Origin of the sequence: Rhodococcus sp. KRD175 (assembly GCF_017168275.1) — a bacterium.
Lineage (GTDB): Bacteria > Actinomycetota > Actinomycetes > Mycobacteriales > Mycobacteriaceae > Rhodococcoides > Rhodococcoides fascians.
Genome location: NZ_JABFAQ010000002.1, coordinates 362,430 through 388,830, shown reverse-complemented (window position 1 = coordinate 388,830; position 26,401 = coordinate 362,430). Strand labels below are relative to the sequence as shown.

24 protein-coding genes are annotated in these 26,401 nt (G+C 64.9%); 6 read left to right on the top strand and 18 right to left on the bottom strand.

Translation table 11 applies throughout. The annotated features are described in order from the left end of the window. Positions 1-5 precede the first annotated feature (5 nt). Together J1M81_RS02460 and J1M81_RS02455 are read right to left on the bottom strand one after the other, a co-directional pair. Positions 6-437: an NfeD family protein gene (locus J1M81_RS02460; RefSeq protein WP_027497041.1), complete on the bottom strand. Its 432-nt coding sequence runs from the start codon at positions 435-437 to the stop codon at positions 6-8. A 56-nt stretch (positions 438-493) separates the two neighbouring features. Further along, on the bottom strand, positions 494-1,300 hold the full coding sequence (locus J1M81_RS02455) for a DUF3097 domain-containing protein (protein ID WP_032365846.1): 807 nt from the start codon (positions 1,298-1,300) through the stop codon (positions 494-496). Between the two features lie 76 nt (positions 1,301-1,376). On the opposite strand from J1M81_RS02455, the gene J1M81_RS02450 reads away from it, so the two are divergent. After that, complete coding sequence (locus J1M81_RS02450; protein WP_048318436.1) at positions 1,377-2,210, top strand: hypothetical protein; 834 nt, start codon at positions 1,377-1,379, stop codon at positions 2,208-2,210. Positions 2,211-2,293: 83 nt separating this feature from the next. On the opposite strand, the gene J1M81_RS02445 is transcribed toward J1M81_RS02450, so the two are convergent. The 8 genes from J1M81_RS02445 to J1M81_RS02410 form a co-directional block, all read right to left on the bottom strand. Beyond that, positions 2,294-3,373 (bottom strand): ferrochelatase, encoded by a 1,080-nt coding sequence (locus J1M81_RS02445; RefSeq protein ID WP_032365774.1) that lies wholly within the window; start codon positions 3,371-3,373, stop codon positions 2,294-2,296. Between the two features lie 102 nt (positions 3,374-3,475). Continuing rightward, on the bottom strand, positions 3,476-4,300 hold the full coding sequence (inhA, locus tag J1M81_RS02440) for an NADH-dependent enoyl-ACP reductase InhA (protein WP_027497037.1): 825 nt from the start codon (positions 4,298-4,300) through the stop codon (positions 3,476-3,478). A 60-nt stretch (positions 4,301-4,360) separates the two neighbouring features. Then, on the bottom strand, positions 4,361-5,083 hold the full coding sequence (gene fabG1 / locus J1M81_RS02435; protein ID WP_032365773.1) for a 3-oxoacyl-ACP reductase FabG1: 723 nt from the start codon (positions 5,081-5,083) through the stop codon (positions 4,361-4,363). Positions 5,084-5,149: 66 nt separating this feature from the next. Beyond that, positions 5,150-6,148, bottom strand: a complete 999-nt coding sequence (locus J1M81_RS02430; protein ID WP_027497035.1) for a VWA domain-containing protein — start codon at positions 6,146-6,148, stop codon at positions 5,150-5,152. After that, the gene (locus tag J1M81_RS02425) at positions 6,145-7,131 is read right to left on the bottom strand and encodes a DUF58 domain-containing protein (RefSeq protein WP_032388402.1); all 987 of its coding nucleotides are present in this window, start codon (positions 7,129-7,131) and stop codon (positions 6,145-6,147) included. The genes J1M81_RS02430 and J1M81_RS02425 overlap by 4 nt, the downstream gene beginning before the upstream one ends. Continuing rightward, positions 7,128-8,447, bottom strand: a complete 1,320-nt coding sequence (locus J1M81_RS02420; protein ID WP_032391432.1) for a MoxR family ATPase — start codon at positions 8,445-8,447, stop codon at positions 7,128-7,130. The genes J1M81_RS02425 and J1M81_RS02420 overlap by 4 nt, the downstream gene beginning before the upstream one ends. Positions 8,448-8,713: 266 nt before the next feature. Then, positions 8,714-10,264: an NlpC/P60 family protein gene (locus J1M81_RS02415; RefSeq protein ID WP_371831426.1), complete on the bottom strand. Its 1,551-nt coding sequence runs from the start codon at positions 10,262-10,264 to the stop codon at positions 8,714-8,716. A 403-nt stretch (positions 10,265-10,667) separates the two neighbouring features. Then, complete coding sequence (locus J1M81_RS02410) at positions 10,668-11,210, bottom strand: DUF6676 family protein (RefSeq protein ID WP_057474701.1); 543 nt, start codon at positions 11,208-11,210, stop codon at positions 10,668-10,670. 347 nt (positions 11,211-11,557) lie between these two features. Here J1M81_RS02410 and J1M81_RS02405 point away from each other — a divergent pair, with 347 nt between their 5' ends. Both J1M81_RS02405 and J1M81_RS02400 read left to right on the top strand, forming a co-directional pair. Beyond that, positions 11,558-14,368, top strand: a complete 2,811-nt coding sequence (locus J1M81_RS02405; protein ID WP_032387342.1) for an aconitate hydratase — start codon at positions 11,558-11,560, stop codon at positions 14,366-14,368. A 117-nt stretch (positions 14,369-14,485) separates the two neighbouring features. Then, complete coding sequence (locus tag J1M81_RS02400; protein WP_027497031.1) at positions 14,486-15,067, top strand: TetR/AcrR family transcriptional regulator; 582 nt, start codon at positions 14,486-14,488, stop codon at positions 15,065-15,067. Here J1M81_RS02400 and J1M81_RS02395 read toward each other — a convergent pair. Continuing rightward, positions 15,055-16,686, bottom strand: a complete 1,632-nt coding sequence (locus J1M81_RS02395) for an ABC-F family ATP-binding cassette domain-containing protein (RefSeq protein ID WP_027497030.1) — start codon at positions 16,684-16,686, stop codon at positions 15,055-15,057. The genes J1M81_RS02400 and J1M81_RS02395 overlap by 13 nt on opposite strands. 156 nt (positions 16,687-16,842) lie before the next feature. On the opposite strand from J1M81_RS02395, the gene J1M81_RS02390 reads away from it, so the two are divergent. Genes J1M81_RS02390 through J1M81_RS02380 form a run of 3 tightly spaced genes read left to right on the top strand, consistent with a single transcriptional unit; the run spans position 16,843 to position 19,778 of the window. Further along, the gene (locus J1M81_RS02390; RefSeq protein ID WP_206497535.1) at positions 16,843-17,631 is read left to right on the top strand and encodes an SDR family oxidoreductase; all 789 of its coding nucleotides are present in this window, start codon (positions 16,843-16,845) and stop codon (positions 17,629-17,631) included. Further along, positions 17,628-18,770, top strand: coding sequence for a lycopene cyclase family protein (locus J1M81_RS02385; RefSeq protein ID WP_032400765.1), 1,143 nt, complete (start codon positions 17,628-17,630; stop codon positions 18,768-18,770). Before J1M81_RS02390 ends, J1M81_RS02385 begins: the two co-directional genes overlap by 4 nt. A gap of 51 nt (positions 18,771-18,821) precedes the next feature. After that, positions 18,822-19,778, top strand: a complete 957-nt coding sequence (locus tag J1M81_RS02380; RefSeq protein ID WP_206497533.1) for a Ku protein — start codon at positions 18,822-18,824, stop codon at positions 19,776-19,778. A 21-nt stretch (positions 19,779-19,799) separates the two neighbouring features. Here the strand turns inward: J1M81_RS02380 and J1M81_RS02375 are convergent, their stop codons facing one another. From J1M81_RS02375 to J1M81_RS02345, 7 genes are read right to left on the bottom strand one after another with little or no spacing between them, the layout of a single operon-like run. Beyond that, positions 19,800-20,180, bottom strand: a complete 381-nt coding sequence (locus J1M81_RS02375; RefSeq protein WP_027497026.1) for a metal-sulfur cluster assembly factor — start codon at positions 20,178-20,180, stop codon at positions 19,800-19,802. Then, the gene (sufU, locus tag J1M81_RS02370; RefSeq protein ID WP_027497025.1) at positions 20,177-20,674 is read right to left on the bottom strand and encodes a Fe-S cluster assembly sulfur transfer protein SufU; all 498 of its coding nucleotides are present in this window, start codon (positions 20,672-20,674) and stop codon (positions 20,177-20,179) included. Before sufU ends, J1M81_RS02375 begins: the two co-directional genes overlap by 4 nt. Then, entirely contained in the window at positions 20,674-21,966 is a 1,293-nt protein-coding gene (locus tag J1M81_RS02365; protein ID WP_032372457.1) for a cysteine desulfurase, read from the bottom strand. Before J1M81_RS02365 ends, sufU begins: the two co-directional genes overlap by 1 nt. A gap of 2 nt (positions 21,967-21,968) precedes the next feature. Further along, positions 21,969-22,745, bottom strand: a complete 777-nt coding sequence (gene sufC, locus J1M81_RS02360; RefSeq protein ID WP_206497532.1) for a Fe-S cluster assembly ATPase SufC — start codon at positions 22,743-22,745, stop codon at positions 21,969-21,971. Positions 22,746-22,784: 39 nt separating this feature from the next. Then, on the bottom strand, positions 22,785-24,014 hold the full coding sequence (sufD, locus tag J1M81_RS02355; protein WP_371831427.1) for a Fe-S cluster assembly protein SufD: 1,230 nt from the start codon (positions 24,012-24,014) through the stop codon (positions 22,785-22,787). Beyond that, positions 24,015-25,460: a Fe-S cluster assembly protein SufB gene (gene sufB, locus J1M81_RS02350; protein ID WP_027497021.1), complete on the bottom strand. Its 1,446-nt coding sequence runs from the start codon at positions 25,458-25,460 to the stop codon at positions 24,015-24,017. Then, the gene (locus tag J1M81_RS02345) at positions 25,457-26,338 is read right to left on the bottom strand and encodes a metalloregulator ArsR/SmtB family transcription factor (protein ID WP_032391608.1); all 882 of its coding nucleotides are present in this window, start codon (positions 26,336-26,338) and stop codon (positions 25,457-25,459) included. The genes sufB and J1M81_RS02345 overlap by 4 nt, the downstream gene beginning before the upstream one ends. Between the last annotated feature and the right edge of the window lie 63 nt (positions 26,339-26,401).

The window sequence follows — 26,401 nt, the reverse complement described above, 5'->3', positions numbered from 1 at the left end:
TGGCTTTACGGTCCCTTCCATACGACGGCGGTGGCACCGTCGATTTCCATCACGGTCACGGTGGTACCGGGGGCGTAGACCTCTGTCTCGTCCAACGGACGCGCGGTCCACACCTCGCCACCGAGTTTGATCTGGCCTTCGTGCGCAGTGACCTGTTCGAGCACGACTGCACTCTTACCGGTGAGAGCCGCAACCCCCATCGGGGTGTCCGGCGGATGTGCGAAGCGCCGCAACAAGATCGGACGCAGACCCAGAACCAACGCCAACGACAACACGCCGAAAACGATTGCGTCTGCCCATACCGGGAAGTCGGTCAACGCCGACACCCCGGCGGTACCGAGCGCACCGCCGGCGATCATCAGTAGGAAGAAGTCCCCCGTCAGTGCTTCGGCACCGGCAAGCACAACCGCCGCTATGAGCCACAAGATCGCTGCCACAAGCTCCATCCTGGCACGAATCGGACATCCGCCGACGGATCAGCTGGTCGTAACAGCTACTCGGTGACGAAATCGACCAACTGTTCGACGGCACCGATCAGTGGAGCCTCCAGATCTCGGAAGCTCGACACCGACGAGTACACCCGCCGCCATCCTTCTTGCGGAGTTCCCCAGCCCAGCTCTCGACAGATTCCGGTCTTCCAGTCCTGACCGCGCGGAATCTTCGGCCACGCCGCAATGCCGACCGCCGACGGCTTGACGGCCTCCCACACGTCGATGAACGGATGGCCGGTGACGAGAACGTGTTCGCCCAACGATCTGGTCATCTTCGATTCCTTGGACCCGGTCACCAGGTGGTCGACCAGGACCCCGACGCGACGGCCCGGGCCGGGGCCGAAATCGGCCAACCGCTCCCCCAGATTGTCCAGGCCCTCGAGATGTTCGACGACCACGCCCTCCACTCGAAGGTCGTGTCCCCACACGCTTTCCACCAGGGCCGCGTCGTGCACACCCTCGACCCAGATACGGCTGGCACGAGCCGTCCGGGCTCGCAGGCCCTCGACCTTGGTGGATCCGGACGCCGATCTGGTCGGTTTGGCCGCGGTCGCGGGCTTCGGGCGGACCAGCGTCACCCGGCGGCCGTCGATCAGAAATGCGGCCTCGCGCAAGGCGAACAGTCGCGTCGTTCGGGCGCCGTCCTCGAGTCGGACGAAATCTCCGTCGTACGTGCGCTCGAAGCCGACCACAGCACCGCAATAACCCGAACCCGCGTCCTCGACCACCATGCCGCGCTCGGCCGGCACCTCCGGTGCCGGAACCTTCCGCATGCGACTGTGCCCTTTGAGAATGTCTCCGCCGTACATGTCGTTCACGGCGACCAACGCTAGCGATACCGGCGTCCCGAGCGCGGTTCGCCACGCCGACCTATGCTCGTGAGTCGTGTGTTCTCCGAGTGCAAGTCTTGCCCTGTGGGCCGGTTCCTGGCTGGCCGGTGTCGGTTCGCCGGACGACGTCATCGACGCGATGTCCGAGTGGGCACCGATGCATCTGGTCGGTGCCGGTGACGACGAGGCAGCAACGACGTACGGGCTGCGCTTTCCGGGCTACGCAGAGGGCATCGCCGGGGCGCTCGCCGCGGTCCGAACCGCCGCGAACGCAGGACCCTCACCCGCAGCCGGGGAGGAACGGATACGTCTGGTGCTGCCCGCAGCGGGCGCAGTGGCCGAACTGCCGGCCCGGACAGAATTCTCTCGTGCAGCGATCGGTGCCGAGCAGGCGGTGATGATCGGTACCCCGGGCTCCGCCGGAATCGGGGTGGTACCCGTCGTCGAGGGCCCCGACGTGCTGCGCTGGACCGTGTATTCGATCGACGTTCCCTCTCACGCCCACCGAGATCGAGGTCTCGGTGAGGCCGAGTACGAGATGCGCGAGGCCGTGCGCGGCGCGGCGAATGCACTCGCACAGATGCAATCGCTCCCCACCCGCACTCTCGAGGCCGACCCGCGCACTCGCATCGCCGAGCTCATCACCGACGCTGCACAGCACCGCTATCCCCCCGAGATGTCCGAACGCGCCTTCCGAGTGCTCGAATCGGCCGATCGGGTCGCGGCAATCCTTACCGTCGCCGCCGGATCGACTCCCTCGGAGGCACCGACTGCTGCCGCAGCGGCCGCCCGAGAAGAACTCGTCCGGCCGCTGTGGGCCGCCGTGCGCACGGCCCGGACCATCGCCGTGGCGACGAGCATCGGTGCCTCGATGCAGTCGGCCCGATGACCGACAGGACCGACACGTAGCGGTCCTGTCGGGGCTGGGCCGCGAGACAGGCAAGAGGCCACCCGTCAGGCAGGAGCCGCCAGTCAGGCAGGTGCCGTCGCAGGCCGCGATGGACGCGTCGGCTGCTCGCAACATCCGACGGCACATCGATTGCCGTCGAGGGTGGATCCGTAGCCGGGAACGCTGCCGAGTCCTCGGCACGTCCCGCCGACGCGATACTCGTCCACCAGCTCCCTGATCATCTTCGGGAATCGAGCATCGGAACCGGGCGTACCCGCGCGAGCGAACGCCATCCCGAGTTCACGGGCCTTCTCCTCGGCTTCGGTGTCGAGATCCCACACCACTTCGAGGTGGTCGGACACGAAACCGATCGGGCACACGATCACCGCGTCGACGGACTTCTCGGACAGTGCTTCGAGATGATCGCAGATGTCGGGGTCGAGCCACGGAACCTGCGGTGGTCCGGAACGAGACTGCCACACCAGATCGTATTCGGTGCTGCCGGATGCGGCCGCGACCAGACGCGACGCCTCCGCAACCTGCCGGCTGTACAGATGGCCACCATCCGCGGGTGGGCCTGCATTGGCGTCGGCTGCCGACGGAATGGAATGCGCAGTGAACACCAGCCGCGCTCCTGCCCGATGCTCCTCTGGCAGAGACCTGCGCGCGGCATCGACGGCCTCGGCGAACGCCTCGACCATCAACGGGTGGTCGTAGTACTGACGGATCTTGAGCAAATGCGGGGCGTCGTCCCCCACCGATGCACGGGCCCTGGCGATGTCCTCGTGGTACTGCCTGCACCCGGAATACCCGCCCCACGCGGAAGTCGGGAAGACGAGCGCGGAGCGGACGCCGTCCGCCTTCATCGTCGCAACGGTGTCCTCGACCATCGGATGCCAATTGCGATTACCGAAGTAGATCGGCAATTCGATTCCGGCCGAATCGAACTCGGCCTGCAGTGCGGCGATGATGTCGCGATTGAGTTCGTTGATCGGTGACACGCCACCGAAGTGCATGTAGTGCTCGACGACGGCGTCGAGACGCTCGGGCGGCACACCACGTCCGCGAGTGACGTTCTCGAGAAACGGGCGAACGTCGGCGGGCTTTTCCGGTCCGCCGAACGAGAGCACCAACAGTGCGTCGAAATCTCCAGGGGTGGTCATGAATCCATTGTGCCCCTGTCGCAGCAGGGCTGCGGCAGGGGCACAATCGGTCGACGAAACCTACGGTGAGCGAGCCCACGTCGGACTCCGCTCACCGACGTGTCACATGTTTTCGGGCAGGTACGTGTTGTGGCTCGCTCCGCCGTCGACGTACACGATCGACCCGGTGGTTCCGGGCAGCCAATCCGACAGCAACGCGACGATCGACTTGGCGACGACGGTCGGATCGTTGACGTCCCATCCAATGGGAGCGGCGCCGTCCCAGTACACGTTCAGCTGGTCCATCTTGGCCGCATCGCCGGTCGCGGTGCCCGCAATCGCCTTGGCGGCAAGAGTCCTGATCGGTCCTGCTGCAACGAGATTGGAGCGGATACGCTTGGCTGCGCCCACTTCCCGTGCCACGTAACGATTCACCGACTCGAGAGCAGCCTTGGCCACGCCCATCCAGTTGTAGTACGGCATCGACGTCCGCGGATCGAAGTCCATTCCGACGATCGAGCCACCCTCGTTCATGACCGGGAGCACGGCACGCGCGAGAGATGCGTAGCTCCACGCCGAGATCTCGAATGCCCTCGCCGCGTCGGGGCCGGGGCCGTCGAGGAACGGCTTGGCATCCGGGCCCATCAGGGTGCGAGGTGCGAATGCGATGGAGTGCAGAACTCCGTCGATACCCTCCGGCGCTACTTCACGAATTCGGTCCGCCAGCGCGGCGAGGTGCTCCTCGTTGGTGGCGTCGAGCTCGATCGCCGGGGGCACCTCCTTGGGCAGCCGCTGCGCGATGCGGTCGATGAGCCGCAGCCGATCGAACCCGGTGATGATCACCTTGGCACCCTGCTCCTGCGCCATGGCCGCGGCGTGGAACGCGATCGACGCGTCGGTGATGATGCCGGTGATGAGAATGGTCTTGCCTTCGAGCAATCCGCCCATAATGCTACGTCCTTAATTCGGAGGTGAGTATCTATCGAAATCGTTGTGCGAGAGGGTTTCTCAGTGCCCCATGCCCATGCCGCCGTCGACGGGAATGACAGCACCGGACACGTACGACGAGTCCGGACCCGCAAGGAAACTCACGACTGCTGCAACGTCCTCGGGCTGACCGAGACGCTGAAGTGGAATGTATTCCTTCGCCTTGCCGCGCAAGTCGTCCGACAACTCTGCGGTCATGTCGGTTTCGATGAATCCCGGTGAGACGACGTTCGCCGTGATGGACCGCGAACCCAACTCCCTCGTGATCGACCGGGCCATGCCGATGACTCCGGCCTTGGACGCCGCGTAATTGATCTGCCCCGGCCCGCCGGCCATCGCGACAACGGAACTGAGGAAGATCATCCGACCCCAGCGCGCGCGCAGCATGGCCCGGTTGGCGCGCTTGGCGACTCGGAAGGCTCCGGTCAGGTTCGCATCGATGACCCGCTGGAACTGCTCCTCGGTCATACGCATCAGCAGGGTGTCGTCGGTGATGCCCGCGTTGGCGACGAGTACCTCGACGGGTCCGTGCTTCTCCTCGACCTCCTTGAAGGCCGCGTCGACCGAATCGGAGTCGGTGACGTCGCAGACGACCCCGAGCAATCCGTCGGGTGCCCCGGATCCGCGGTGGGTGACGGCCACCTTGTGCCCGTCGGCACTGAGCCGTTGGGCGATGGCCAGACCGATACCCCGGTTACCTCCGGTGACGAGTACCGATCGCGCGATGAAGTCAGGTGTGGACATGCCTAGCAACCTATCTGTTCGTCCTGGAATGACAAAGCGAAACTTACTGGTGAGTAATAACAGCGATCACGGCAATCGTTGCCGCATCACCAACGCCGAACCGAGCCCGGCGGAGATGCACAGGACACCGAGGATCAACCAGGGTCGCGATGCGTCCCCGCGGGTGATCTCGAAGCCGATCTGCTCCTCCAGGGTGTCGTAGACGTCTCGGAGGCCCTCGAGCGAGGAAGCCGTGAAGAAACTCCCTCCGGACAGAGTCGCGATCTCGCGCAACGACGGGTCGTCGACCGGAACGGGCACGCGCTCGACCCCGCCTCCACCTTCGTCTTCGATCTCGACCGACCCGTAGCTGGTGCCGAACGAGATCGTCGAGATCGGCACTCCCTTGTCCTTGGCTGCGCGCGCTGCGGTGTAGCCGCCTCGTGGATCGTCGAGGTTCTGGGGAACGGTTTGCTTACCGTCGGAGAGCAGCACGATGCGGGCCGGCGGTGCCGCGTCGCCACCCCCGAGGATCGCGCCGAGAGTGTCGATCGACTGCAGCGAGGTGAAGATTGCTTCACCGGTGGCCGTACGCTCGCTGAGCTGCAGTTTGTCGATTGCCGACTTGGTGGCGTCGCGGTTGGCCGTGGGTGAGACCAATACCGAGGCAGTGCCGGCGAATGCGACGAGACCGAGGTTGATGCCGGGTGTGAGGCCATCGGCGAACGACTTCGCTGCTTCTTGGGCCGCAGCCAGCCGAGTGGGTTCGACGTCCGTCGCTTCCATGGACAGCGACACATCGATGACGAGCATGACCGTCGCGCGGTTGCGTGGAACACGTTGATCGGCAGTGGGGCCTGCCAACGCGACGGTCAGGAACATCAGCCCGACCAGTACCAGTGCGGTCGGGAGATGACGCAGACGATTGGGCCGGTTCGGCGCGACCGACTCGAGCAACTCCATGTTGGAGAAACGCAGCACGTGCTTCTGCTTGCGGCGTTGAATCCAGACGTACCCCGCCGTCAGGGCGAGGACGACGACGAGAAACGCAAGCCACCACGGCGCAGAGAAATCGGTGAGGCTCATCGCGAACCTGCCCTCGCGGTATTGGTGAAACCGGAGCCGATGGTGTGCCTGCGAGCAGTGACGAAGCGGACGACATCGGCGATCCAGTCACCGTCGGTGCGCAGAGTCAAACGCGGTGCCCCGCATCGGCGCAACGCTTTCTCCACGTCGTCGCGGTGTGCTGCGGCTGCTCGCGCGAAGTCGGCGCGGAGCCTGGGCGTCGCGGCGAACTCCCGAGTGCGGCCGGACTCCGGGTCGTGCAGAACCACGTCTCCCACATCCGGAAGTTCGAGGTCTCGCGGATCGAGTACCTCGACGGCCAGTACGTCGTGTCTGGCAGAGATCGCCCGCAGTGATCGCTCCCAGTCGATCGGGCCGAGGAAGTCGCTGATCACCACGGCCAGACCGCGACGGCGTTCGGGACGCCGCAGCGCCTCGACGGCATCGCGAAGATCTCCTCGGACGCCATCCGCGGCGGACGGTGTCGTAGCGATCGTCCGCAGCATCGACTGGCTGTGTACCCGCCCACCGCGCGCCGGGATTCGCGTCGTCGTCGCGCCGGTGGCCACGACAGCTCCGATGCGATTACCACCGCCGCCGGTCAGGTGGGTGATGGCAGCCGAGGCCGCGACCGCGAGATCGCGCTTCTCGCACCCCGCGGTTCCGAAGTCGAGGCTGGCCGACAGATCGACGACAAGCCACGTTTCCAGTTCGCGATCGGCCACCGACTGCCGCACGTGTGGGTGTGTCGTCCGGGCAGTGACCGACCAGTCCATCTGCCGAACGTCGTCACCGGGCTGATACTCGCGCGCGTCCCCCGGTTCGGATCCCGGGCCGGGTATCAGGCCGAGGTGGTCGCCGTGTAGAACGCCGTCGAGACGCCTCCGCACCGTTATCTCGAGCGTGCGCAGCGCAGCGGCCAACTTCGGATCACGCAGTTCGCCGGACCGAAACGACGGCGGACGTGAGACCGCACCTCGGCCGGCACTGTCGGCTGCGCTCACTGACCCGGCGAACCGGTCGACGATGCATCACCCGACGGCTTGTGCAGCGACGGAGCGGGTTCGCCGGCCGGACCGCCCGGTGGGCGCTGCTCGGGTCCGGGCTGGGGTGCCGAGCCGGGCCCTTGCCCGGGGAACTGCGGCTGACCCGGGTACTGCCCCTGGGTCGGGCTCTGTCCCTGCCCCGGATTCTGTCCCTGCCCCGGGTACTGCCCCTGGGCCGGATACGGTCCCTGAGCCGGATACTGCGGCCCCGCTCCCGGGAACTGCGGTGTGCCCTGTTGACCACCGAAGGGCTGACCGGGTGCGGTGCCGTTGTCCTGCGACATCGGAACCGCCTGCGGCGACACCTGCGGTAGTCCGACGGTCTGCAGAATGCGGGAGATCACGGTCTCGGGCGTCACTTCGTCGGCGAGGGCATCGTAGGAGAGCACCAGCCGATGCCGGAGCACGTCGGGAATCACCTCGAGCACGTCCTGAGGAACGACGTAGTCGCGGCCTCGCAGCAGGGCGAGGGCGCGGGACGCAGCGATGATGCCGAGGGTCGCACGCGGGGAGGCCCCGTATGCGATCCAGCTGCCGACATCGTCCAACCCGAACTGTTCGGGCGTGCGGGTGGCGGCGATGACCCGAACCACGTAGTCGACGAGCGCGTGGTGCACGAACACCGAACTGGCCAGGTTCTGCAGACGGACCAACTCGACAGGGTCGAGTATCTGCTTGGGCTCGGGGGCCTTGATCCCCATGCGGTAGACGATCTCGCGTTCTTCTTCCACCGTCGGATAGTCGACGACGATTTTGAACAGGAAGCGGTCGCGCTGGGCTTCCGGGAGCGGGTACACGCCTTCGTTCTCGATGGGGTTCTGCGTCGCCATCACCAGGAACGGATCGGGCATGGGGAACGTCCTGCCACCGATGGTCACGTGCCGCTCGGCCATGACTTCGAGCAGCGCCGACTGGACCTTCGCCGGTGCTCGGTTGATCTCGTCGGCAAGGACGAAGTTCGCGACGACCGGGCCGAGTTCGGTGTCGAACTCTTCGCGGCCCTGACGGTAGATGCGGGTTCCGACCAGGTCGGTGGGTACCAGGTCCGGGGTGAACTGGACGCGGGAGAACGAGCCACCGACAACGCGGGCGAACGTCTCCACTGCGAGGGTCTTCGCCACGCCGGGAACGCCTTCCAGCAGCACGTGCCCACGGGCCAACAAGCCGACCAGAATGCGCTCGACCAGACGATCCTGACCGACGATCACCCTTTTGACCTCGTACACGGCCTTCTCGAGAAGCCGAACGTCGTCGGCGAGATCGGGACTGTCCACCCGCTCCGGCTCCCCACCCTGCGGATTCGGACTCGAAGACCCGATCTGTGTCGGCTCCTCGTCGTTCGAAATCCGGCCGTCACGTGATGTCACCAAGAATTCACCGCTTTCAGTCGATCATCGTCGGGCACGTTCCATACCGCCGAGATCAACTATTCCAGGTGATGCTCGCGCGCGCCGAAACCCACCCCTGACCCGCGCGCCGGAGTGGAGCCTGCGGAACGACGCAGAAGTACCGAACAGCGACCTCGGGAGCGACAGCGAGCTCAGGACACCATGCGCACGGCGTACGGCGTCATACCGCTGTATCTGACGTCGGAGACCTTGACCACCGATCCGGATTGCGGAGCCTCGAGCATCTTCCCGTCGCCGAGGTAGAGCGCGACGTGCTGACTGGCGTTCGGTCCGTAGAAGATCATGTCGCCACGCTTCATCTGCGACGACGGAACCTGCTTGCCTGCCGTGTACTGGTAGCCGGTGTAGTGGGGCAGAGAGATGCCCAGACCTGCGAATGCGTAGATCATGAGGCCGGAGCAGTCGAAGCCGACCTTGTTGTAGTCGCCGTAACTGTCTGCGACTCCGCCGTCTCGGATTCCCTTGGTCGGCCCGTTCTCGTCGCCGCCGCCCCAGGAATACGGAACACCGAGCTGGCTCATCCCGCGGTCGATCGCCAATTCCACGGCAGCACTGCCCGTGACCGACGGTGTGGTCGAGGGCTTGGGCTTGCTGGGTGTGGGCTTGCTGGGTGTGGGCTGGGTCGGAGTCGTGGTTCCGCTCGAACTGTCGGAGTCGGTAAACGAACTCGAGTCGTCGTCGACATCGACGTGCGAGCGTTGGCCCTCGGCGATCGCAGCGGCTCGCTGTTGTGCGGCCAGGTTGGCCGACACCCGGGCCGCCGCCTGAACCGCGGCCTCGCGAGCGGCAGCTGCGGCTGCTGCTATTGCTGCGTCCTCTGCTGTCTTCTGCGCCTCCCAGTCGCTGTATGCGGCTCGTTGACCCTGGAGGCCGGCCACATTGCTGCGGGCTGCGTCGAGCTCGGTCTGAGCGGCGTCTCGCTGGGACTCGATGGCGGCTTTCTGATCGGCCTCGGCTTGCAACGCTGCCTGCGCTGCAGCGATGGCCTGCTCGGCCTCGGCTTTCTTCGATTCGGCTTCGGACGCTGCCGCGTCCGCCTGCTGCTTGGATTCGCGGGCGGCCGAGTCCCGGTTCGCCTGCTCGGTCCGGGCCCGCTGGAGGCTGTCGAGCACGGCATTCTGGCTGTTGGACAGCACCTTCAGGACCTGGGCGCGGTCGAGAACGTCGTCCGGTCCGCTCGAACCGAGGAACGACGCCATCGAGGCGACGCCCGAGCCCTGGGTGTAGCTCGATTTGGCGAATTCGTCGAACTTGCGCTGGGCTGCCTGAATCTGTGTGCCTGCATCGGCGAGCGCCTGCTGCGCTGCTCCCACGACTGCTGCGGCCACGTCAGCGGCGTCCCGGGCGTTCTGCAGGTCGACCAGGGCTTTGTTGACGCCTTCTCGCTTCACGGCAACCTCGTCGTCGAGCTGTGCGAGTTGCTGGTTGGCGGATGCGATCGCGTCGATCAGCTGTCCGACCTGCCCCAGGCGTGAGTCGACGGCGCTGCCGGCCGCGGCGATGTCGGTATCGGACGGGTTGGGCGGGGGTGGCGGTACCGCGGCGGCGACTCCGGGCATGGTCGCGGTCAGCGCGAGAACCAGACCGGCACCTGCCAGTACGAATCGGGTACGGACGAGCGCTCTGCGGCGCGTGCCGCGAACTGGACGTCGGCTCACAAATGTCTCCCTCGGGTCCGGCATTCACTCGGGTCCCGAGAGGACCGTCGTGCCGTCGAGGCGTTCCCCGTTCCCACCCCGATCGCAGGTGACGGTGAACATGTTCGCCGGGCGGGAAAGTGGCGCGCAGCGACACGACAGGTGCGAACCACGTCAGTCACACCCGAAGCAGTGGCCTCCCGAGTTCCCCACGGATGACACCTGCCTTCTGCGACACTCCTTCCCCAGCAGTGCCAATGGCACCGTACGACACTTCGCACACTAAAGAAACTCCAGTCACAAATGACACATTTGTAATTCCACCAGGCACAATGCCGTGAACTCGGTGTTTGCCCGAAACAATTTTTCGGACTTTTTCCGGACCGCCGTCCGGTGGCGCGATCACGCGTCGGTGTCGGTCGGTCGAATGACGAATGTGCGCGCTACGTCAGCGCTCGACGGGCTGCGCTTCGTGCGGGTCGGCAGTGGCCGACCGCGCGCGGTATCGCCGGACCTTCACAGCGGCTGTCAACGCGGCTACCGCGGCGACGATCACCACCAGCCCACCCGTCAGCAAGCCCCACGGAGTCTGGTCCTCGACGAGGGTGTCGACGAAGTTGTCGGCGGCGACGACGTGATTTCCGGTGTAGGTGCGATCCTGCCCGGCTTCGAGTGTCACTCGGCTGATCGAGTCGCTGAAGGTTCCGACCTGCCCCGGGCTCAGCACCAACACCGTTCCGCCCTCGCGGGCACCGACCGCAGTGGCGAGGTCGCGTAGCTGCGAATCGTGGCGCGGTTCGTCGGGGACGATCACGATGCTCAGATCGATTCCGTGGTCCTCGGCTCGGTTCACGGCGGCCGTCAGTCCGTCCTGCTCGCCCGCAGGAGCGCTGACTCCCGACTCGCGGACCGTGGCGACGATGCTGTCGACGTCCAGACCTGCCGGGATATCGGTGGCAAGTGGGGAAACAGCGTGGATCGGCTCAGTCATCTCTCGTCCAGTCGGTAGGAACCAGTCGCGTGGAACCCTACGTCACGGTGCCGTGGATTCTCGGGAGGCAGGTATGCCCGACGCGGCAACTGAGGCCGCCCTTCATTGCGTCGCACGAAGCACTACGTGAGGATTGTGACGTGGGTCGTTCTCTCGGTGTCCACCGCGAAACGGACCCGCACGTTTTCACAGGACAAGCGTACTGTTAGACTTCCATCGAGACACTGCCCGAGGGTCCGCAAGCAATCCGCACGCCGGATGCCATGCCGAGACACACGGTCAGCGCCTCGCTTCAACCGTCGACACAGCCCCGTCGGCGGTGTGCCTCATAGACGAGTGGAGCTGAAGTGACCGCAAGTAACAATTCATTCGGTGCAAAGGGCACCCTCGAAGTCGGAGAGAACTCGTACGAGATCTTTCGGCTGTCGGCCTTGCCCGGTGCCGAGAAACTGCCCTATGCACTGAAGGTCCTCGCGGAGAACCTCCTTCGCACCGAGGACGGTGCCAACATCACCGCCGACCATATTCGCTCGATCGCGTCGTGGGATCCCTCGGCCGACCCGAGTATCGAAATCCAGTTCACCCCTGCACGAGTCATCATGCAGGACTTCACCGGCGTTCCGTGTGTCGTGGACCTCGCCACCATGCGTGAGGCCGTGACCACCCTCGGCGGCGACCCCAACAAGGTCAACCCCCTCTCCCCCGCCGACATGGTCATCGACCACTCGGTCATCCTCGACGTGTTCGGCCGCGCCGATGCACTCGAGCGCAACGTCGACCTCGAGTACGAGCGCAACGGCGAGCGTTACCAGTTCCTGCGTTGGGGCCAGGGCGCCTTCGACGACTTCAAGGTCGTCCCGCCCGGCATGGGCATCGTGCACCAGGTCAACATCGAGTACCTCGCACCGACCGTCATGACCCGCAAGGGCCAGGCGTACCCCGACACCTGCGTCGGAACCGACTCGCACACGACGATGGTCAACGGCCTCGGCGTGCTCGGCTGGGGCGTCGGCGGAATCGAAGCCGAAGCTGCCATGCTCGGCCAGCCCGTGTCGATGCTGATCCCGCGTGTCGTCGGCTTCAAGCTCTCGGGCGAGATTCAGCCGGGCGTCACGGCCACCGACGTCGTTCTGACCGCCACCGAGATGCTGCGCAAGCACGGCGTCGTCGGAAAGTTCGTGGAGTTCTACGGCGAAGGTGTGGCCGAGGTTCCCCTCGCCAACCGCGCCACCCTCGGCAACATGAGCCCCGAATTCGGCTCCACCGCAGCCATTTTCCCGATCGACGAAGAGACGATCAACTACCTGCGCCTCACCGGCCGCAGCGACGAGCAGCTCGCTCTCGTCGAGGCGTACGCCAAGGAACAGGGCATGTGGCACGACCCGAAGAACGAAGCCGTGTACTCCGAGTACATCGAGCTCGACCTCAACACGGTCGTCCCGTCCATCGCAGGCCCGAAGCGCCCGCAGGACCGAATCCTGTTGTCGGAGTCCAAGGTTGCGTTCCGCAAGGACATCCACAACTACGTGGAGGAGAACCACCCGGCGCACGAGGGTGACAGCAAGCTGGACGAGGCCCTCAACGAGTCGTTCCCGGCCAGCGATCCCGCGTCGCTGAGCTTCGCAGAAGACGATGCAGTCGACGTGCGGTCCGCCGCATACGGCTCCGAAGGTCGCCCGAGCAAGCCGGTTCGTGTCATCACCGATGAAGCAGGCGAGTTCGTCCTCGACCATGGCGCCGTCGTGGTGGCAGGTATCACCTCCTGCACCAACACCTCCAACCCGTCGGTCATGCTGGGCGCAGCACTGCTCGCTCGCAACGCCGTCGAAAAGGGCCTGTCCACCAAGCCGTGGGTCAAGACCAACATGGCACCCGGTTCGCAGGTCGTGACCGACTACTACGAGAAGGCCGGCCTGTGGCCGTACCTCGAGAAGCTCGGCTACTTCCTGGGCGGCTACGGCTGCACCACGTGCATCGGTAACACCGGCCCGTTGCTCGAGCCGATCTCGAAGGCGATCAACGACAACGATCTTTCGGTGACCGCCGTGCTGTCGGGCAACCGCAACTTCGAGGGTCGCATCTCCCCCGACGTCAAGATGAACTACCTGGCGTCGCCGCCGCTGGTCATCGCTTACGGCCTTGCGGGCACGATGGACTTCGACTTCGAGACCGACCCGCTCGGTAACGACCACGAGGGCAACCCGGTCTACCTCAAGGACATCTGGCCGTCGTCGCAGGAGATCGAGGACACGATCAAGTCCTCGATCAGCCGGGACATGTTCAGCAAGTCCTACGAGACGATCTTCGCCGGTGACAGCCGCTGGCAGAACCTGTCGACCCCCGAGGGCGACACGTTCGAGTGGGATCCCAACTCGACGTACGTGCGGAAGCCTCCGTACTTCGACGGCATGACGATGGACCCGGCTCCGGTCGAGGACATCAAGGGTGCCCGCGTGCTGGCCCTGCTCGGCGATTCGGTCACCACCGACCACATCAGCCCGGCAGGACCCATCAAGGCCGGTACGCCTGCCGCTCAGTACCTCGATTCGCACGGCGTGGAGCGCAAGGATTACAACTCGCTCGGATCGCGTCGTGGCAACCACGAGGTCATGATTCGCGGAACGTTCGCGAACATCCGTCTGAAGAACCAGCTGCTCGACGACGTGTCGGGTGGCTACACCCGCGACTTCACCCAGGACGGTGGCCCGCAGTCGTTCATCTACGATGCGTCGCAGAACTACCAGAAGGCCGGCATCCCGCTGGTCGTGCTGGGCGGCAAGGAGTACGGCTCCGGAAGCTCCCGTGACTGGGCGGCCAAGGGCACCTCGCTCCTGGGCGTCAAGGCGGTCATCACCGAGTCGTTCGAGCGCATCCACCGCTCCAACCTCATCGGCATGGGCGTCGTTCCGCTGCAGTTCCCGGCAGGCGAGAGCGCCGCGTCGCTCAAGCTCGACGGCACCGAGACGTTCGACATCATCGGCGTCGAGAAGCTGAACGAGGGCACCACCCCGAAGACGATGGCGGTGACCGCGACCAAGGAAGACGGAACCAAGGTCGAGTTCGACGCCGTGGTCCGTATCGATACCCCCGGTGAAGCGGACTACTACCGCAACGGCGGAATCCTGCAGTACGTCCTGCGCAACATGATCAGAGGCTAGTCACACGGCACTGTAGACAAACGCCACGCAGAGCGATGGGCCCGGAACTCGATACGTGTTTCGGGCCCATCGCCGTATCGGTACGGGCCCCTTCATCGGAAAGTAGGAGTTTCACACGTGCCCAAGGTCAGTGAAGACCACCTGGCGGCCCGCCGCAGCGAAATTCTCGACGGTGCGCGTAAATGCTTCGGAGAGTTCGGCTACGAGGGCGCGACCGTGCGACGCCTCGAGGAGGCGACGGGCCTCTCCCGCGGAGCCATCTTCCACCACTTCAAGGACAAGGACGGTCTCTTCCTCGCGTTGGCGCAGGAGGACGCCCGGCGCATGGCAGAAGTCGCTGCGACGCAGGGTCTGGTTCAGGTGATGCGAGACATGCTGGCTCAGCCGGAGCAGTTCGAGTGGCTCGGAACGCGGCTCGAGATCACCCGACGACTACGAACCGACGCCGACTTCCGAACCAGCTGGGCGGAGCGTTCGGCCGAACTGACCGATGCGACGCTCGGCCGACTCGAGCGCCAGAAGACGGCAGGAAAACTACGGGACGACGTGCCGAACGATGTTCTGGCCGACTACCTGGACCTCGTTCTCGACGGTCTGGTCGCCAGAATCGCGTCGGGCAACGGCGGGTCGAACCTGTCGGCCATTCTGGATCTGGTCGAAGAATCGGTGCGCAGGCGCGACCCTGGTCAGGCCAGCTGAATCAGTTCCAGGTAGTCCTGCGACCAGTGGTCCTCGGTGCCGTCGGGAAGGAGGATGACACGTTCTGGTGAGAGCGCCTCGGCGGCACCCGGATCGTGAGTCACCAGAACGACAGCACCCTTGTAACTGCGCAGTGCGTCGAGAACCTGCTCGCGTGAGATCGGATCGAGGTTGTTGGTCGGTTCGTCGAGCAGCAGAACGTTCGCAGCCGAAGACACCAGTCCGGCCAGCGCCAGACGCGTCTTCTCGCCGCCGGACAGCGTTCCTGCGGGCTGTTCGAGCTGGGGTCCGGTGAACATGAAGGCGCCGAGTAGCGATCTGAGCTCCTGCTCGCCGGTGTCGGGTGCCGCATGCCGGATGTTCTCCCACACCGACGCCATGTCGTCGAGGGTGTCGTGCTCCTGGGCGAAGTAACCCACGCGCATGCCGTGGCCGGGTTCGATCTCTCCGGTGTCTGCCTTCTCGGTTCCGGCCAGAATGCGCAGCAGTGTCGTCTTGCCAGCACCGTTGAGCCCGAGCACCACCACGCGGCTCCCCCGGTCGATCGCCAGATCGACGCCGGCGAAGATCTCGAGCGACCCGTACATCTTGGTCAGGTTCTTGGCCATCAACGGTGTCTTGCCGCAGGGAGCAGGCTCAGGGAAGCGAATGTGCGCAACCTTGTCCGATACGCGCTCCGCATCGAGGTTGGCCATCAGCTTGTCTGCGCGCTTCGCCATGTTCTGTGCCGCAACGGCTTTGGTTGCCTTGGCACCCATCTTGGCGGCCTGGACGCGCAGCGCACCCGCCTTCTTCTCCGCGTTCGCGCGTTCGCGACGGCGCCGTTGCTCGTCCGTGGCGCGTGCGTCGAGGTACTTCTTCCAGTTCATGTTGTAGATGTCGGCCTCACCGCGCACGGCATCGAGGAACCACACCCTGTTCACGACATCACCGAGCAGTTCGACATCGTGACTGATCACGATGAGTCCGCCCTCGTGGTTCTGCAGGAAACTGCGCAACCAGGTGATGGAATCGGCGTCGAGGTGGTTGGTGGGCTCGTCGAGCAGCAATGTGGTGTTCGAGCGTCCGCCACTGCCGTCGGATGCGGCGAACAGAATGCGGGCGAGTTCGACGCGTCGGCGCTGACCACCGGACAGGGTTCGCAGCGGTTGACCGAGAATGCGGTCGGCCAAGCCGAGGCTGTTGCAGATGCGAGCCGCTTCGCTTTCGGCTTCGTAGCCGCCGAGGGACGCGAACCGCTCTTCCAGCTCGCCGTACTTACGGACGGCTTTGTCGAGCAATGTCTCGTCGGCAACCTCGGCCATCAGAGCCTGCTGCTTCTCCATACTGTGCAGGAGGGTGTCCAGCCCGCGGGCCGACAGCACCCGGTCCTTGGCCAGCACGTCCAGATCGCCCTCTTTGGGGTCCTGCGGGAGATAACCGAGGTCTCCGGTGCGTACGACCTCACCGGCATACGGTTCGCCCTCGCCCGCCAGGATGCGCAGCGTGGTGGTCTTTCCGGCACCGTTGCGGCCGACCAGCCCGATGCGGTCACCTGCCTGCACGCGGAGCGCGGGCCCCTCGGTGGACAGAAGGGTCCGCACACCGGCACGAACTTCGAGGTCGGTGGCGGTGATCACGCGTGAGCTCCTAGCGATTGCCGAACAAGATGAGTGCTCGTCGACCGACGAGCGAGCAATGAAAGCGCCGTAGGTCGGCACAGCAAACCCCCATTTTAGCTCAGCATTCACGTGCCTCCACCCAGGAACGCAGGTGACCCCGGTAACGTCTGAGCGATGACCGACGTCACCGAAACGGCCACTGCCAGCCCAGCCCTGCCCCTCGACCTCACCGGACGGACCGCACTGGTCACCGGGGGTAGTCGAGGCATCGGCCGCGCGATCGCCGCAGAACTGCTCGCGCGCGGTGCCAACGTGGCCATCACTGCGCGTAAGCGGGAACCGTTGCTGGCCGTCGCGGCGGAACTCGGCGACTCCGTACTCGCGCTGGACGGTAACGCGGGCGACCCGGAACATCGGCGCACCGCAGTGGACCGCACCGTCGAGACCTTCGGTTCGCTGGACATCCTGGTCAACAACACCGGTATCAACCCCGTCTACGGCTCGCTGATGGATGCCGACCTCGTCGGTGTCAGCAAGATCTTCGACACCAACGTCGTCGGCACGCTCGGCTTCGTGCAGAACGCGTTCCATGCGTGGATGGGAGAACACGGCGGTGCGGTCGTCAACATCGCCAGCGTCGCAGGCATCCGCTCCACCGGAGTCATTGCCGCGTACGGCGCATCCAAAGCTGCGTTGATTCGGCTCACCGAGGAGCTGGCATGGCAGCTCGGTCCGAAGATCCGCGTCAACGCGGTGGCGCCGGGCGTGGTGAAGACCAAGTTCGCCGAGGCGTTGTTCGCCGGCGGCGAAGAAGCAGCAGCGGCCGGCTACCCGATGAAGCGACTCGGTACCCCCGAGGACGTGGCATCGCTCGTCGCGTTCCTGGTCTCGGACGCGTCCTCGTGGATCACCGGCGAGACGGTGCGCGTCGACGGTGGCCTGCTCGCCACCGGCGGAATGTGAGCGACCTGTCGGCCGACGTCGCCGTGGTCGGGCTGGGACCGGCGGGTCGCGCGATCGCCCACCGCTGCGCGGCCGCGGGTATGGACGTTCTCGCACTCGATCCGCACCCGTCCAGAACCTGGACGCCGACCTACTCGGCATGGGCGGACGAATTGCCGTCATGGCTCTCGGAGTCCGCAATCGCCTCGACTGCACACAGGCCCGCAGTGTGGACCGATCGGCATCGCGTCATCGACCGGACGTACTGCGTGCTCGACACCCATGCCCTGCAAGCCTCGCTGGCTCTCGACCTCGTACGAGTGCACGCGGGCACCGCAGTCGACGTCACCGGCACCCGCGTCACCACCGTCGACGGGACGGTCGTCACGGCTCGCCACGTCGTCGATGCGCGAGGAACGCTCGACTCGCGTGATCTGGCGCAACAGACCGCATACGGAATCGTCGTCGAGCGGGAACGCGCCGAGCCCATTCTGGAAGGCTCCGACGCCTGGTTCATGGATTGGCGTACCGACAACGGCGTACGACCCGGTGAAGTTCCGAGTTTTCTCTATGCCGTCGCACTCGACGACCACCGCGTTCTGCTCGAAGAAACGTGCCTGGTCGGCAGGCCTGCCCTCCACCTCGATGTACTCCGGACTCGTCTGCACCATCGTCTCGCCCGACGCGATCTCGTGCCGACCGGGACCGAGGACGTCGAGCGGGTGCGCTTTTCGGTCGAACCTCCGCCGCGCTCGCGGCTGCACACCCCACGAAGCGGGCCCGTCTTGTTCGGGTCGCGGTCGAATCTGATGCATCCGGCGACGGGATACAGCGTCGCCGCGTCGTTGGCGTCTGCCGATCACCTGGTCGACGGACTTCGCACCGGCAAGCCGGGGAGCCGACGTGCACTCCACACCTGGACGGTGCAGAAGCTACGCAATCTGGGGCTGCGCACTGCGTTGAGCCTCGAGCCGGAGATGGTGCCGCAGTTCTTCGCCAGCTTCTTCTCGCTGCCGGTCGAACTCCAACGCTCGTACCTGTCCGGTCACGACGACGCCATGGGGACCATGACCGCAATGCTGAGAATGTTCCCTACGCTTCCGGTCTCGGCCAGGCTCGCCATCGCGCGCACCGTCGTCCACGCTCCGAGACGCGGCTGAGTTTCTCGGCAACGGTCGACACACAGGCGCCCGGTCGGCGATCATGAACACATGCGCAGCATTTGGAAAGGCTCGATCGCCTTCGGACTCGTCAACGTTCCGGTGAAGGTCTACTCGGCCACCGAGCAACACGACATCCGGTTTCATCAAGTGCACGCAAAGGACGGCGGACGAATCAAGTACGACCGCATCTGCCAGGAATGCGGAAAATCGGTCCAGTTCGCCGACATCGACAAGGCGTACGACTCGCCCGACGGCGAGCGCGTGATCCTCACCGACGACGACTTCGACAAACTCCCCGCTGCCGAGAAGCACGAGATCCCCGTTCTCGAATTCGTTCCGACCGAGCAGATCGATCCGATCCTCTACGACAAGAGTTACTTCCTGGAGCCCGACTCGTCGTCGCCCAAGGCGTACGTACTGCTGCGAGAGACGCTGGAAGAAACCGAACGCACCGCGCTCGTCCATTTCACGCTGCGACAGAAGACGCGGCTGGCCGCCTTGAGGGTCCGTGACAACGTGCTGGTCATCCAGACTCTGCTGTGGCCGGACGAGGTACGAGCCGCAGAATTCCCGTCGCTCGACGACGCCCCGTCGGCGCGCCCGCAAGAAGTAAAGATGGCGACGTCGCTCGTCGAGAGCATGTCCTCGGAATTCGATCCGACGGAGTACACCGACGACTACCAGATCGAACTGCGCAAACTGATCGACGAGACACTGGCGAACGGTGGCGAGAAGGTCATCCACACCGAGGCCGAATCACAGGACGACGGCGAGGACGCAGAGGTCGTGGATCTGGTCGCCGCCCTCCAGCGCAGCGTCGAGGCCGCGGGAAAGAACGCGAAGTCGGGGTCCGATTCGTCGACATCATCATCGTCGAAATCTTCGTCGTCGAAGACACCGGCCAAGAAGACCACCGCGCGAAAGACGCCGGCAAAGAAGGCTCCGGCCAAGAAGGCCGCAGCGAAGAAGGCTGCCCCGTCCACCGACGAAGCGAAGGGTGCGTGACGGGGCAGCCGGACCGGACCGTCAGACGGTGAAGCCGAGGGCCCGAAGCTGCTCGCGTCCGTCGTCGGTGATCTTGTCCGGTCCCCACGGCGGCATCCAGACCCAGTTGATCTTGAGGTCGGCGGCGAGCCCACTGCGCACGAGCGCACCACGGGCCTGATCCTCGATGACGTCCGTCAACGGGCAGGCCGCCGATGTCAGTGTCATGTCGACGGTGACGATGTCCTCGGCGTCGATCTTGATGTCGTAGACCAAACCGAGATCGACGACATTGATTCCCAGCTCGGGGTCGACGACGTCGCGCATCGCTTCTTCGAGGTCCTCGAGCACCTTGATCTCGTCGGCGGTGAGTTCCACCGGCGTCGTCGTCACAGCCGGTGTGGTCTCTGTTGCGTCGGTCATGATTGCTGTCCTCCGGAAAGTGCCGACTGGGCGGTCTCGCCCGTCGTAGCTGTCGTATCTGCGTCCACTACTTGAACAACCGCATCCTTGAAAGCCATCCAACCCAGCAAGGCGCATTTCACGCGAGCCGGATACTTGGCCACACCGGCGAACGCAATGCCGTCGCCGATGACGTCTTCGTCTCCCTCGACGGTACCTCTGCTGCCGACCATCTCGCTGAACGAATCCACGGTCTTCAGGGCGTCCTGAACTGACAAGCCGACCACCTGATCGGTCAGCACCGACGTGGCGGCTTGGCTGATCGAGCAACCCTGGCCGTCGTACGAGACGTCCGCAACGGTGCCGTTGTCGACGTGAACCCGCAGAGTGACCTCGTCGCCGCAGGTGGGATTGACGTGGTGCACCTCGGCACCGAACGGCTCGCGCAGTCCACGACCGTGCGGATGCTTGTAGTGATCGAGGATCACTTCCTGGTACATCTGTTCCATTCGCATCAGGCGTGTCCCTCCTCACCATTGCGGTCGGTGCCGAAGAACGATTGCGCGCGACGAATCGCGTTTGCGAGCACCTGCACTTCCTCGACCGTGTTGTACAACGCGAAAGACGCCCGCGCGGTCGCTGCCACTCCGAAGCGCCGATGCAGTGGCCACGCGCAATGATGACCGACGCGAATGGCGACGCCTTCGTCGTCGAGAATCTGCCCCAGGTCGTGTGCGTGGATACCGTCGACGACGAACGACACTGCCGAACCTCGATCGACGTTCTCCGTCGGGCCGATGACTCGAACGCCGTCGATCTTTGCGAACTCGGCGAGAGTGGCTGCGACCAAAGTCTTTTCGTGAGCTGCCACGGCGTCGATACCGATGTTGTCGAGGTACCGCACGGCGGCACCGAGCCCGATGACCTGCGACGTCATGGGCACACCGGCCTCGAAGCGTTGCGGCGGAGGCGCGAACGTCGTCTTCTCCATCGTGACCGTCTCGATCATCGATCCGCCGGTGATGAACGGTGGCATCGCATCGAGCAGCGCGGCCTTGCCGTACAACACTCCGACACCCGAGGGTCCCAGCATCTTGTGGCCGGAGAACGCTGCGTAGTCGACGTCGAGGTCGTGGAAATCGACCTTCATGTGGGGCACGGATTGGCACGCGTCGAGAACGACGAGCGCGCCGACAGCTCGGGCGCGACGCACCAACTCCTCGACGGGAGCGACGGCACCGGTCACGTTCGACTGGTGGGTGAACGCGACGACCTTCACCGCGGACGACAATTCCAGCGAGTCGAGGTCGATTCGACCGTCGTCGGTCACCCCGTACCACCGCAGAGTTGCGCCGGTACGGGCCGCAAGCTCTTGCCACGGAACGAGATTGGCGTGGTGTTCGAGTTCGGTGACGACGATCTCGTCACCGGGTCCGAGATGACGATCGAAGCGCTGATCGGCCAACACGTACGTCACGAGGTTGAGCGACTCGGTTGCGTTCTTGGTGAAGACGATCTCGTCGACGTCTGCACCGACGAACGCGGCGATATCCGCCCTGGCTCCCTCGTACGCGTCGGTGGCTTCCTCGGCCAGCTGATGCGCCCCGCGGTGCACCGCCGCGTTACAGGTGGTGAGGAACTCGCGTTCGGCGTCGAGTACCTGCACCGGCCGCTGCGAGGTTGCGCCGGAATCCAGATACACCAACGGCTTTCCGTCGCGGACGGTGCGCGAGAGGATAGGAAAATCGCGGCGAACGGTAGCGACATCGAACGATGTCGCTACCGCCACAGCTGCCGGTGCAGCCATACTCATGCTCCGGTGGTCGCGGCCTGCGTGTAGCCGGCGTAGCCGTTGGCCTCGAGCTCGTCGGCCAGCTCGGCGCCGCCGGACTTGACGATCTCACCGTTGACGAAGACGTGCAGGAAGTCGGGCTTGATGTAGCGAAGAATACGGGTGTAGTGCGTGATCAGCAGCACTCCCCCGTCTTCACGCTCCTTGTACTTGTTCACGCCCTCGGACACCACGCGCAAAGCGTCGACGTCGAGGCCGGAATCGGTCTCGTCGAGGATGGCGATCTTCGGCTTGAGCAGTCCCAGCTGCAGGATCTCGTGACGCTTCTTCTCGCCGCCGGAGAAACCCTCGTTGACGTTGCGCTCGAGGAAGTTCGCCTCGATTTCGAGCTCGCTCATGGCGGTTTTGGCTTCCTTGACCCAGTGCCGCAGCTTGGGGGCTTCGCCGCGCACGGCGGTGGCGGCGGTGCGCAGGAAGTTCGACATCGACACTCCGGGCACCTCCACCGGGTACTGCATCGCCAGGAACAGACCTGCGCGGGCGCGCTCGTCGACGCTCATCTCGAGAACGTCTTCACCGTCGAGGGTGATGGTGCCGGAGGTGACGGTGTACTTCGGGTGGCCGGCAATGGCGTACGACAAGGTGGACTTGCCGGAGCCGTTGGGCCCCATGATCGCGTGCGTCTCGCCGGACTTCACGGTCAGGTCGACACCTTTGAGGATGTCGATCGGCTCGGCGGACGAGTCGGTGTTGGCGACGCTGACGTGCAGATCGCGGATTTCGAGTGTGGACATCAAAGTTCCTTTGTGCAGTCGAGAAAGGTTCGGTTGGGCCTACGCGCCGACGACGGCGAGCTCGGTCTCGATGGCAGCATCGAGACGCTCGCGTACGGCGGGGACCGGAATCTTGTCGATGATTTCGTGGAAGAAGCCGCGGACGACCAGTCGGCGGGCCACCTCCTCCGAGATGCCGCGAGCACGCAGGTAGAACAGCTGCTCGTCGTCGAATCGGCCGGTAGCACTGGCGTGCCCTGCTCCGACGATCTCGCCGGTTTCGATTTCCAGGTTCGGTACCGAATCGGCGCGAGCGCCGTCGGTGAGCACGAGATTTCGGTTCAGTTCGTACGTCTCGGTGCCCTCGGCCTCGGCGCGGATGAGAACGTCGCCGATCCATACGGTGTGTGCGTCGACGGTGCCGGGTCCGGTTTCACCCTGGAGCGCGCCCTTGTACATCACGTTCGACTTGCAATGCGGAGCCGAATGGTCGACGAGCAACCGCTGCTCGAGGTGCTGACCGGCGTCGGCGAAGTACACACCGAGCATGTTCGCGTCACCGCCGGGCGCGCTGTAGCGCACGGTCGGGCTGATGCGCACCAAGTCGCCGCCGAGGCTGACGTTGTAGTGGCGCAACACCGAGTCACGACCGAGCAGGGCGTGGTGGGCGGCCACGTGCACCGCGTCCGACTGCCAGTCCTGGATCAGCACGACGTGCAACTGCGAGCTGTCACCCAGCACGAACTCGACGTTCTCGGCGTACGTGCCGCTGCCGCGCTGATCGATCACCACGGTGGCGCGAGCGAACGTGCCGAGGCGAATCTGCACGTGTCCGTAGGCGACGTGGTCGACGCCCGGTCCGTCGATGGTGATCTCGATCGGCTCCGCTACCTCGACCTCGTTGGGAATGCTGACGATCGTGGCCTCGGTGAAGGCCGAATATGCCTGTGCAGCAATCCGATCGGCAGGCACGCCGGCCTTCCCGAGTCGATCGTCGTCGCGTCCCACGGTCTCCACGACCACCTGGTCCGCAGCCCCGACGGTGACCTGAGCGGTCCCGTCGGCGACTGCCGAACCGTCGTGCAGGCCGCGAAGGCGACGCAGCGGCGTGAAGCGCCACATTTCGTCGCGGCCCGACGGCACCTCGAACGCGTTCACGTCGTACGACGTGAATTGAGCGCCCTTGTTGGCGACGAGCTTCGACTTGTCTTCCTTGGCGGAATCGGGGTTCTCGGATGCCGGGTTTTCCGATGCCACGGCACCCATGACTCCGGTGAGGGGGTTGTTCACTTATCCGACCGACCCTTCCATCTGCAACTCGATGAGCCGGTTGAGCTCGAGCGCGTACTCCATCGGCAGTTCGCGAGCAATGGGCTCGACGAATCCGCGGACGACCATGGCCATCGCTTCGTCCTCGGTCATGCCGCGGCTCATCAGGTAGAACAACTGATCGTCGCTGACCTTCGAGACAGTGGCCTCGTGACCCATCGACACGTCGTCCTCACGGATGTCGACGTACGGGTAGGTGTCGGACCGACTGATCGTGTCGACCAGTAGGGCGTCGCACTTGACCGTCGAACGCGAGCCGTGCGCGCCCTTGTTGATCTGGATCAGACCGCGGTAGGACGTCCGTCCACCGCCACGGGCGACGGACTTGCTGACGATGTTCGACGACGTGTGCGGTGCCAGGTGCAGCATCTTGGAACCGGTGTCCTGGTGCTGATCGGGCCCTGCGAACGCGACCGAGAGAACCTCGCCCTTGGCGTATTCGCCGGTCATCCACACAGCCGGGTACTTCATGGTGACCTTGGAGCCGATGTTGCCGTCGACCCACTCCATCGTTGCGCCTGCTTCAGCCTTGGCGCGCTTGGTGACCAGGTTGTAGACGTTGTTCGACCAGTTCTGAATGGTCGTGTACCGGCAACGACCACCCTTCTTGACGATGATCTCGACCACGGCGGAGTGCAGCGAATCGGACTTGTAGATCGGCGCGGTGCAGCCCTCGACGTAGTGCACGTAGGCACCCTCGTCGACGATGATCAGCGTGCGCTCGAACTGGCCCATGTTCTCGGTGTTGATCCGGAAGTAGGCCTGCAGCGGGATGTCGACGTGCACGCCCGGCGGGATGTAGATGAACGATCCACCGGACCACACTGCGGTGTTCAACGCAGAGAACTTGTTGTCGCCCGCGGGGATGACGGTGCCGAAGTACTCGCGGAACAGCTCCGGCTGCTCCTTGAGTGCGGTGTCGGTGTCGAGGAACAACACACCCTGCGCCTCGAGGTCCTCACGGATCGAGTGGTAGACGACCTCGGACTCGTACTGAGCTGCGACACCGGAGACCAGGCGCTGCTTCTCGGCTTCGGGGATGCCGAGCTTGTCGTACGTGTTCTTGATGTCCTCGGGCAGATCGTCCCACGTAGCGGCCTGCTTCTCGCTGGACCGCACGAAGTACTTGATGTTGTCGAAGTCGATGCCGTCCAGGTCGGAACCCCAGTTGGGCATGGGCTTGCGGTCGAAGGTCTTGAGAGCCTTCAGACGGGCTTCGAGCATCCACTCGGGCTCGCTCTTCTTGGCCGAGATGTCACGGACGACAGCCTCGGACAAGCCGCGCTTGGCGCTCGCGCCGGCCACGTCGGAATCGGCCCAGCCGTATCCGTAGGTGCCGAGCGATGCGATGGTCTCGTCCTGAGTCAGCGGCGCGGCGGGTGTCACCTGGTCTGGTGTGACGGTCATGCGGGCTCCTTCCGGAGGCGTGTGCGTTCTCCGACACGGGGCTGCGTGTCGGACGTCATCTTGTGTGAACTATCTGTCGATACGTCGGTACCGGATCGACCGCTCCTCGATCGCGTCGAGGTGAGCGGTACGTGTGTGGTGCAAGCGCAGTTGCCGTTCGCAATGGTGGCAAGACGCTGCACATGCGTGCCGAGGATCTCGGCGAACGCTGCTTGTTCGGCCTCGCACAGCTCGGGAAACTCTGCTGCGACGTGCGACACCGGGCAATGGTGTTGGCAGATCTGCACTCCGTTGCCGACTTGCCGCGTGGTGGCCGAGAATCCCGCCGCACTGAACGCGTCGGCAATTCTTCCCGCCGCCGTTTCCACGGCATGTGCGTCGGAACCGGTCGCGGGTTCGACGTCGGCAACGATGGTGTTGACGCGTTGCCGCGCGAACGTCTCGATGGCGTCGTTGCCACCGATCTTGCGCAGCTGCCGCATGGCGGCTCCGGCCAGATCGTCGTAGGTGTGGCCCAGCCGATTGCGGCCGGCTGCCGTGAGCTGAAAATGCTTGGCCGGTCGCCCGCGTCCACGCTGACGTGCTCCCGCCGGGGTGGTGATCCTGGCCTCGCCTGCATCGATGAGCGCATCGAGGTGGCGCCGGACACCGGCCGCGCTCAATCCCAGGCGAGTGCCGATATCGGACGCGGTGATGGGGCCTTCTTCGAGCAGTAGGGTGACCACTGCGCCCCGCGTCTGCCCCTCGGGGGCCGATGCCGGTCGCACCGACGACGCGCCTGCTCCGGCGGTCGATGGATCGACGCTTTCCGGACGCACGAGCGAGCTCTCGGTTGTTTTCACAACACCAGTGTGACGGAATTGTTTCACCTGGTCCAGCAAGGGTGCCCTATCCCTCAGGTGAATCCGAGCCGGGCGACGAAGGCCGCGGAGTCCGGAGGA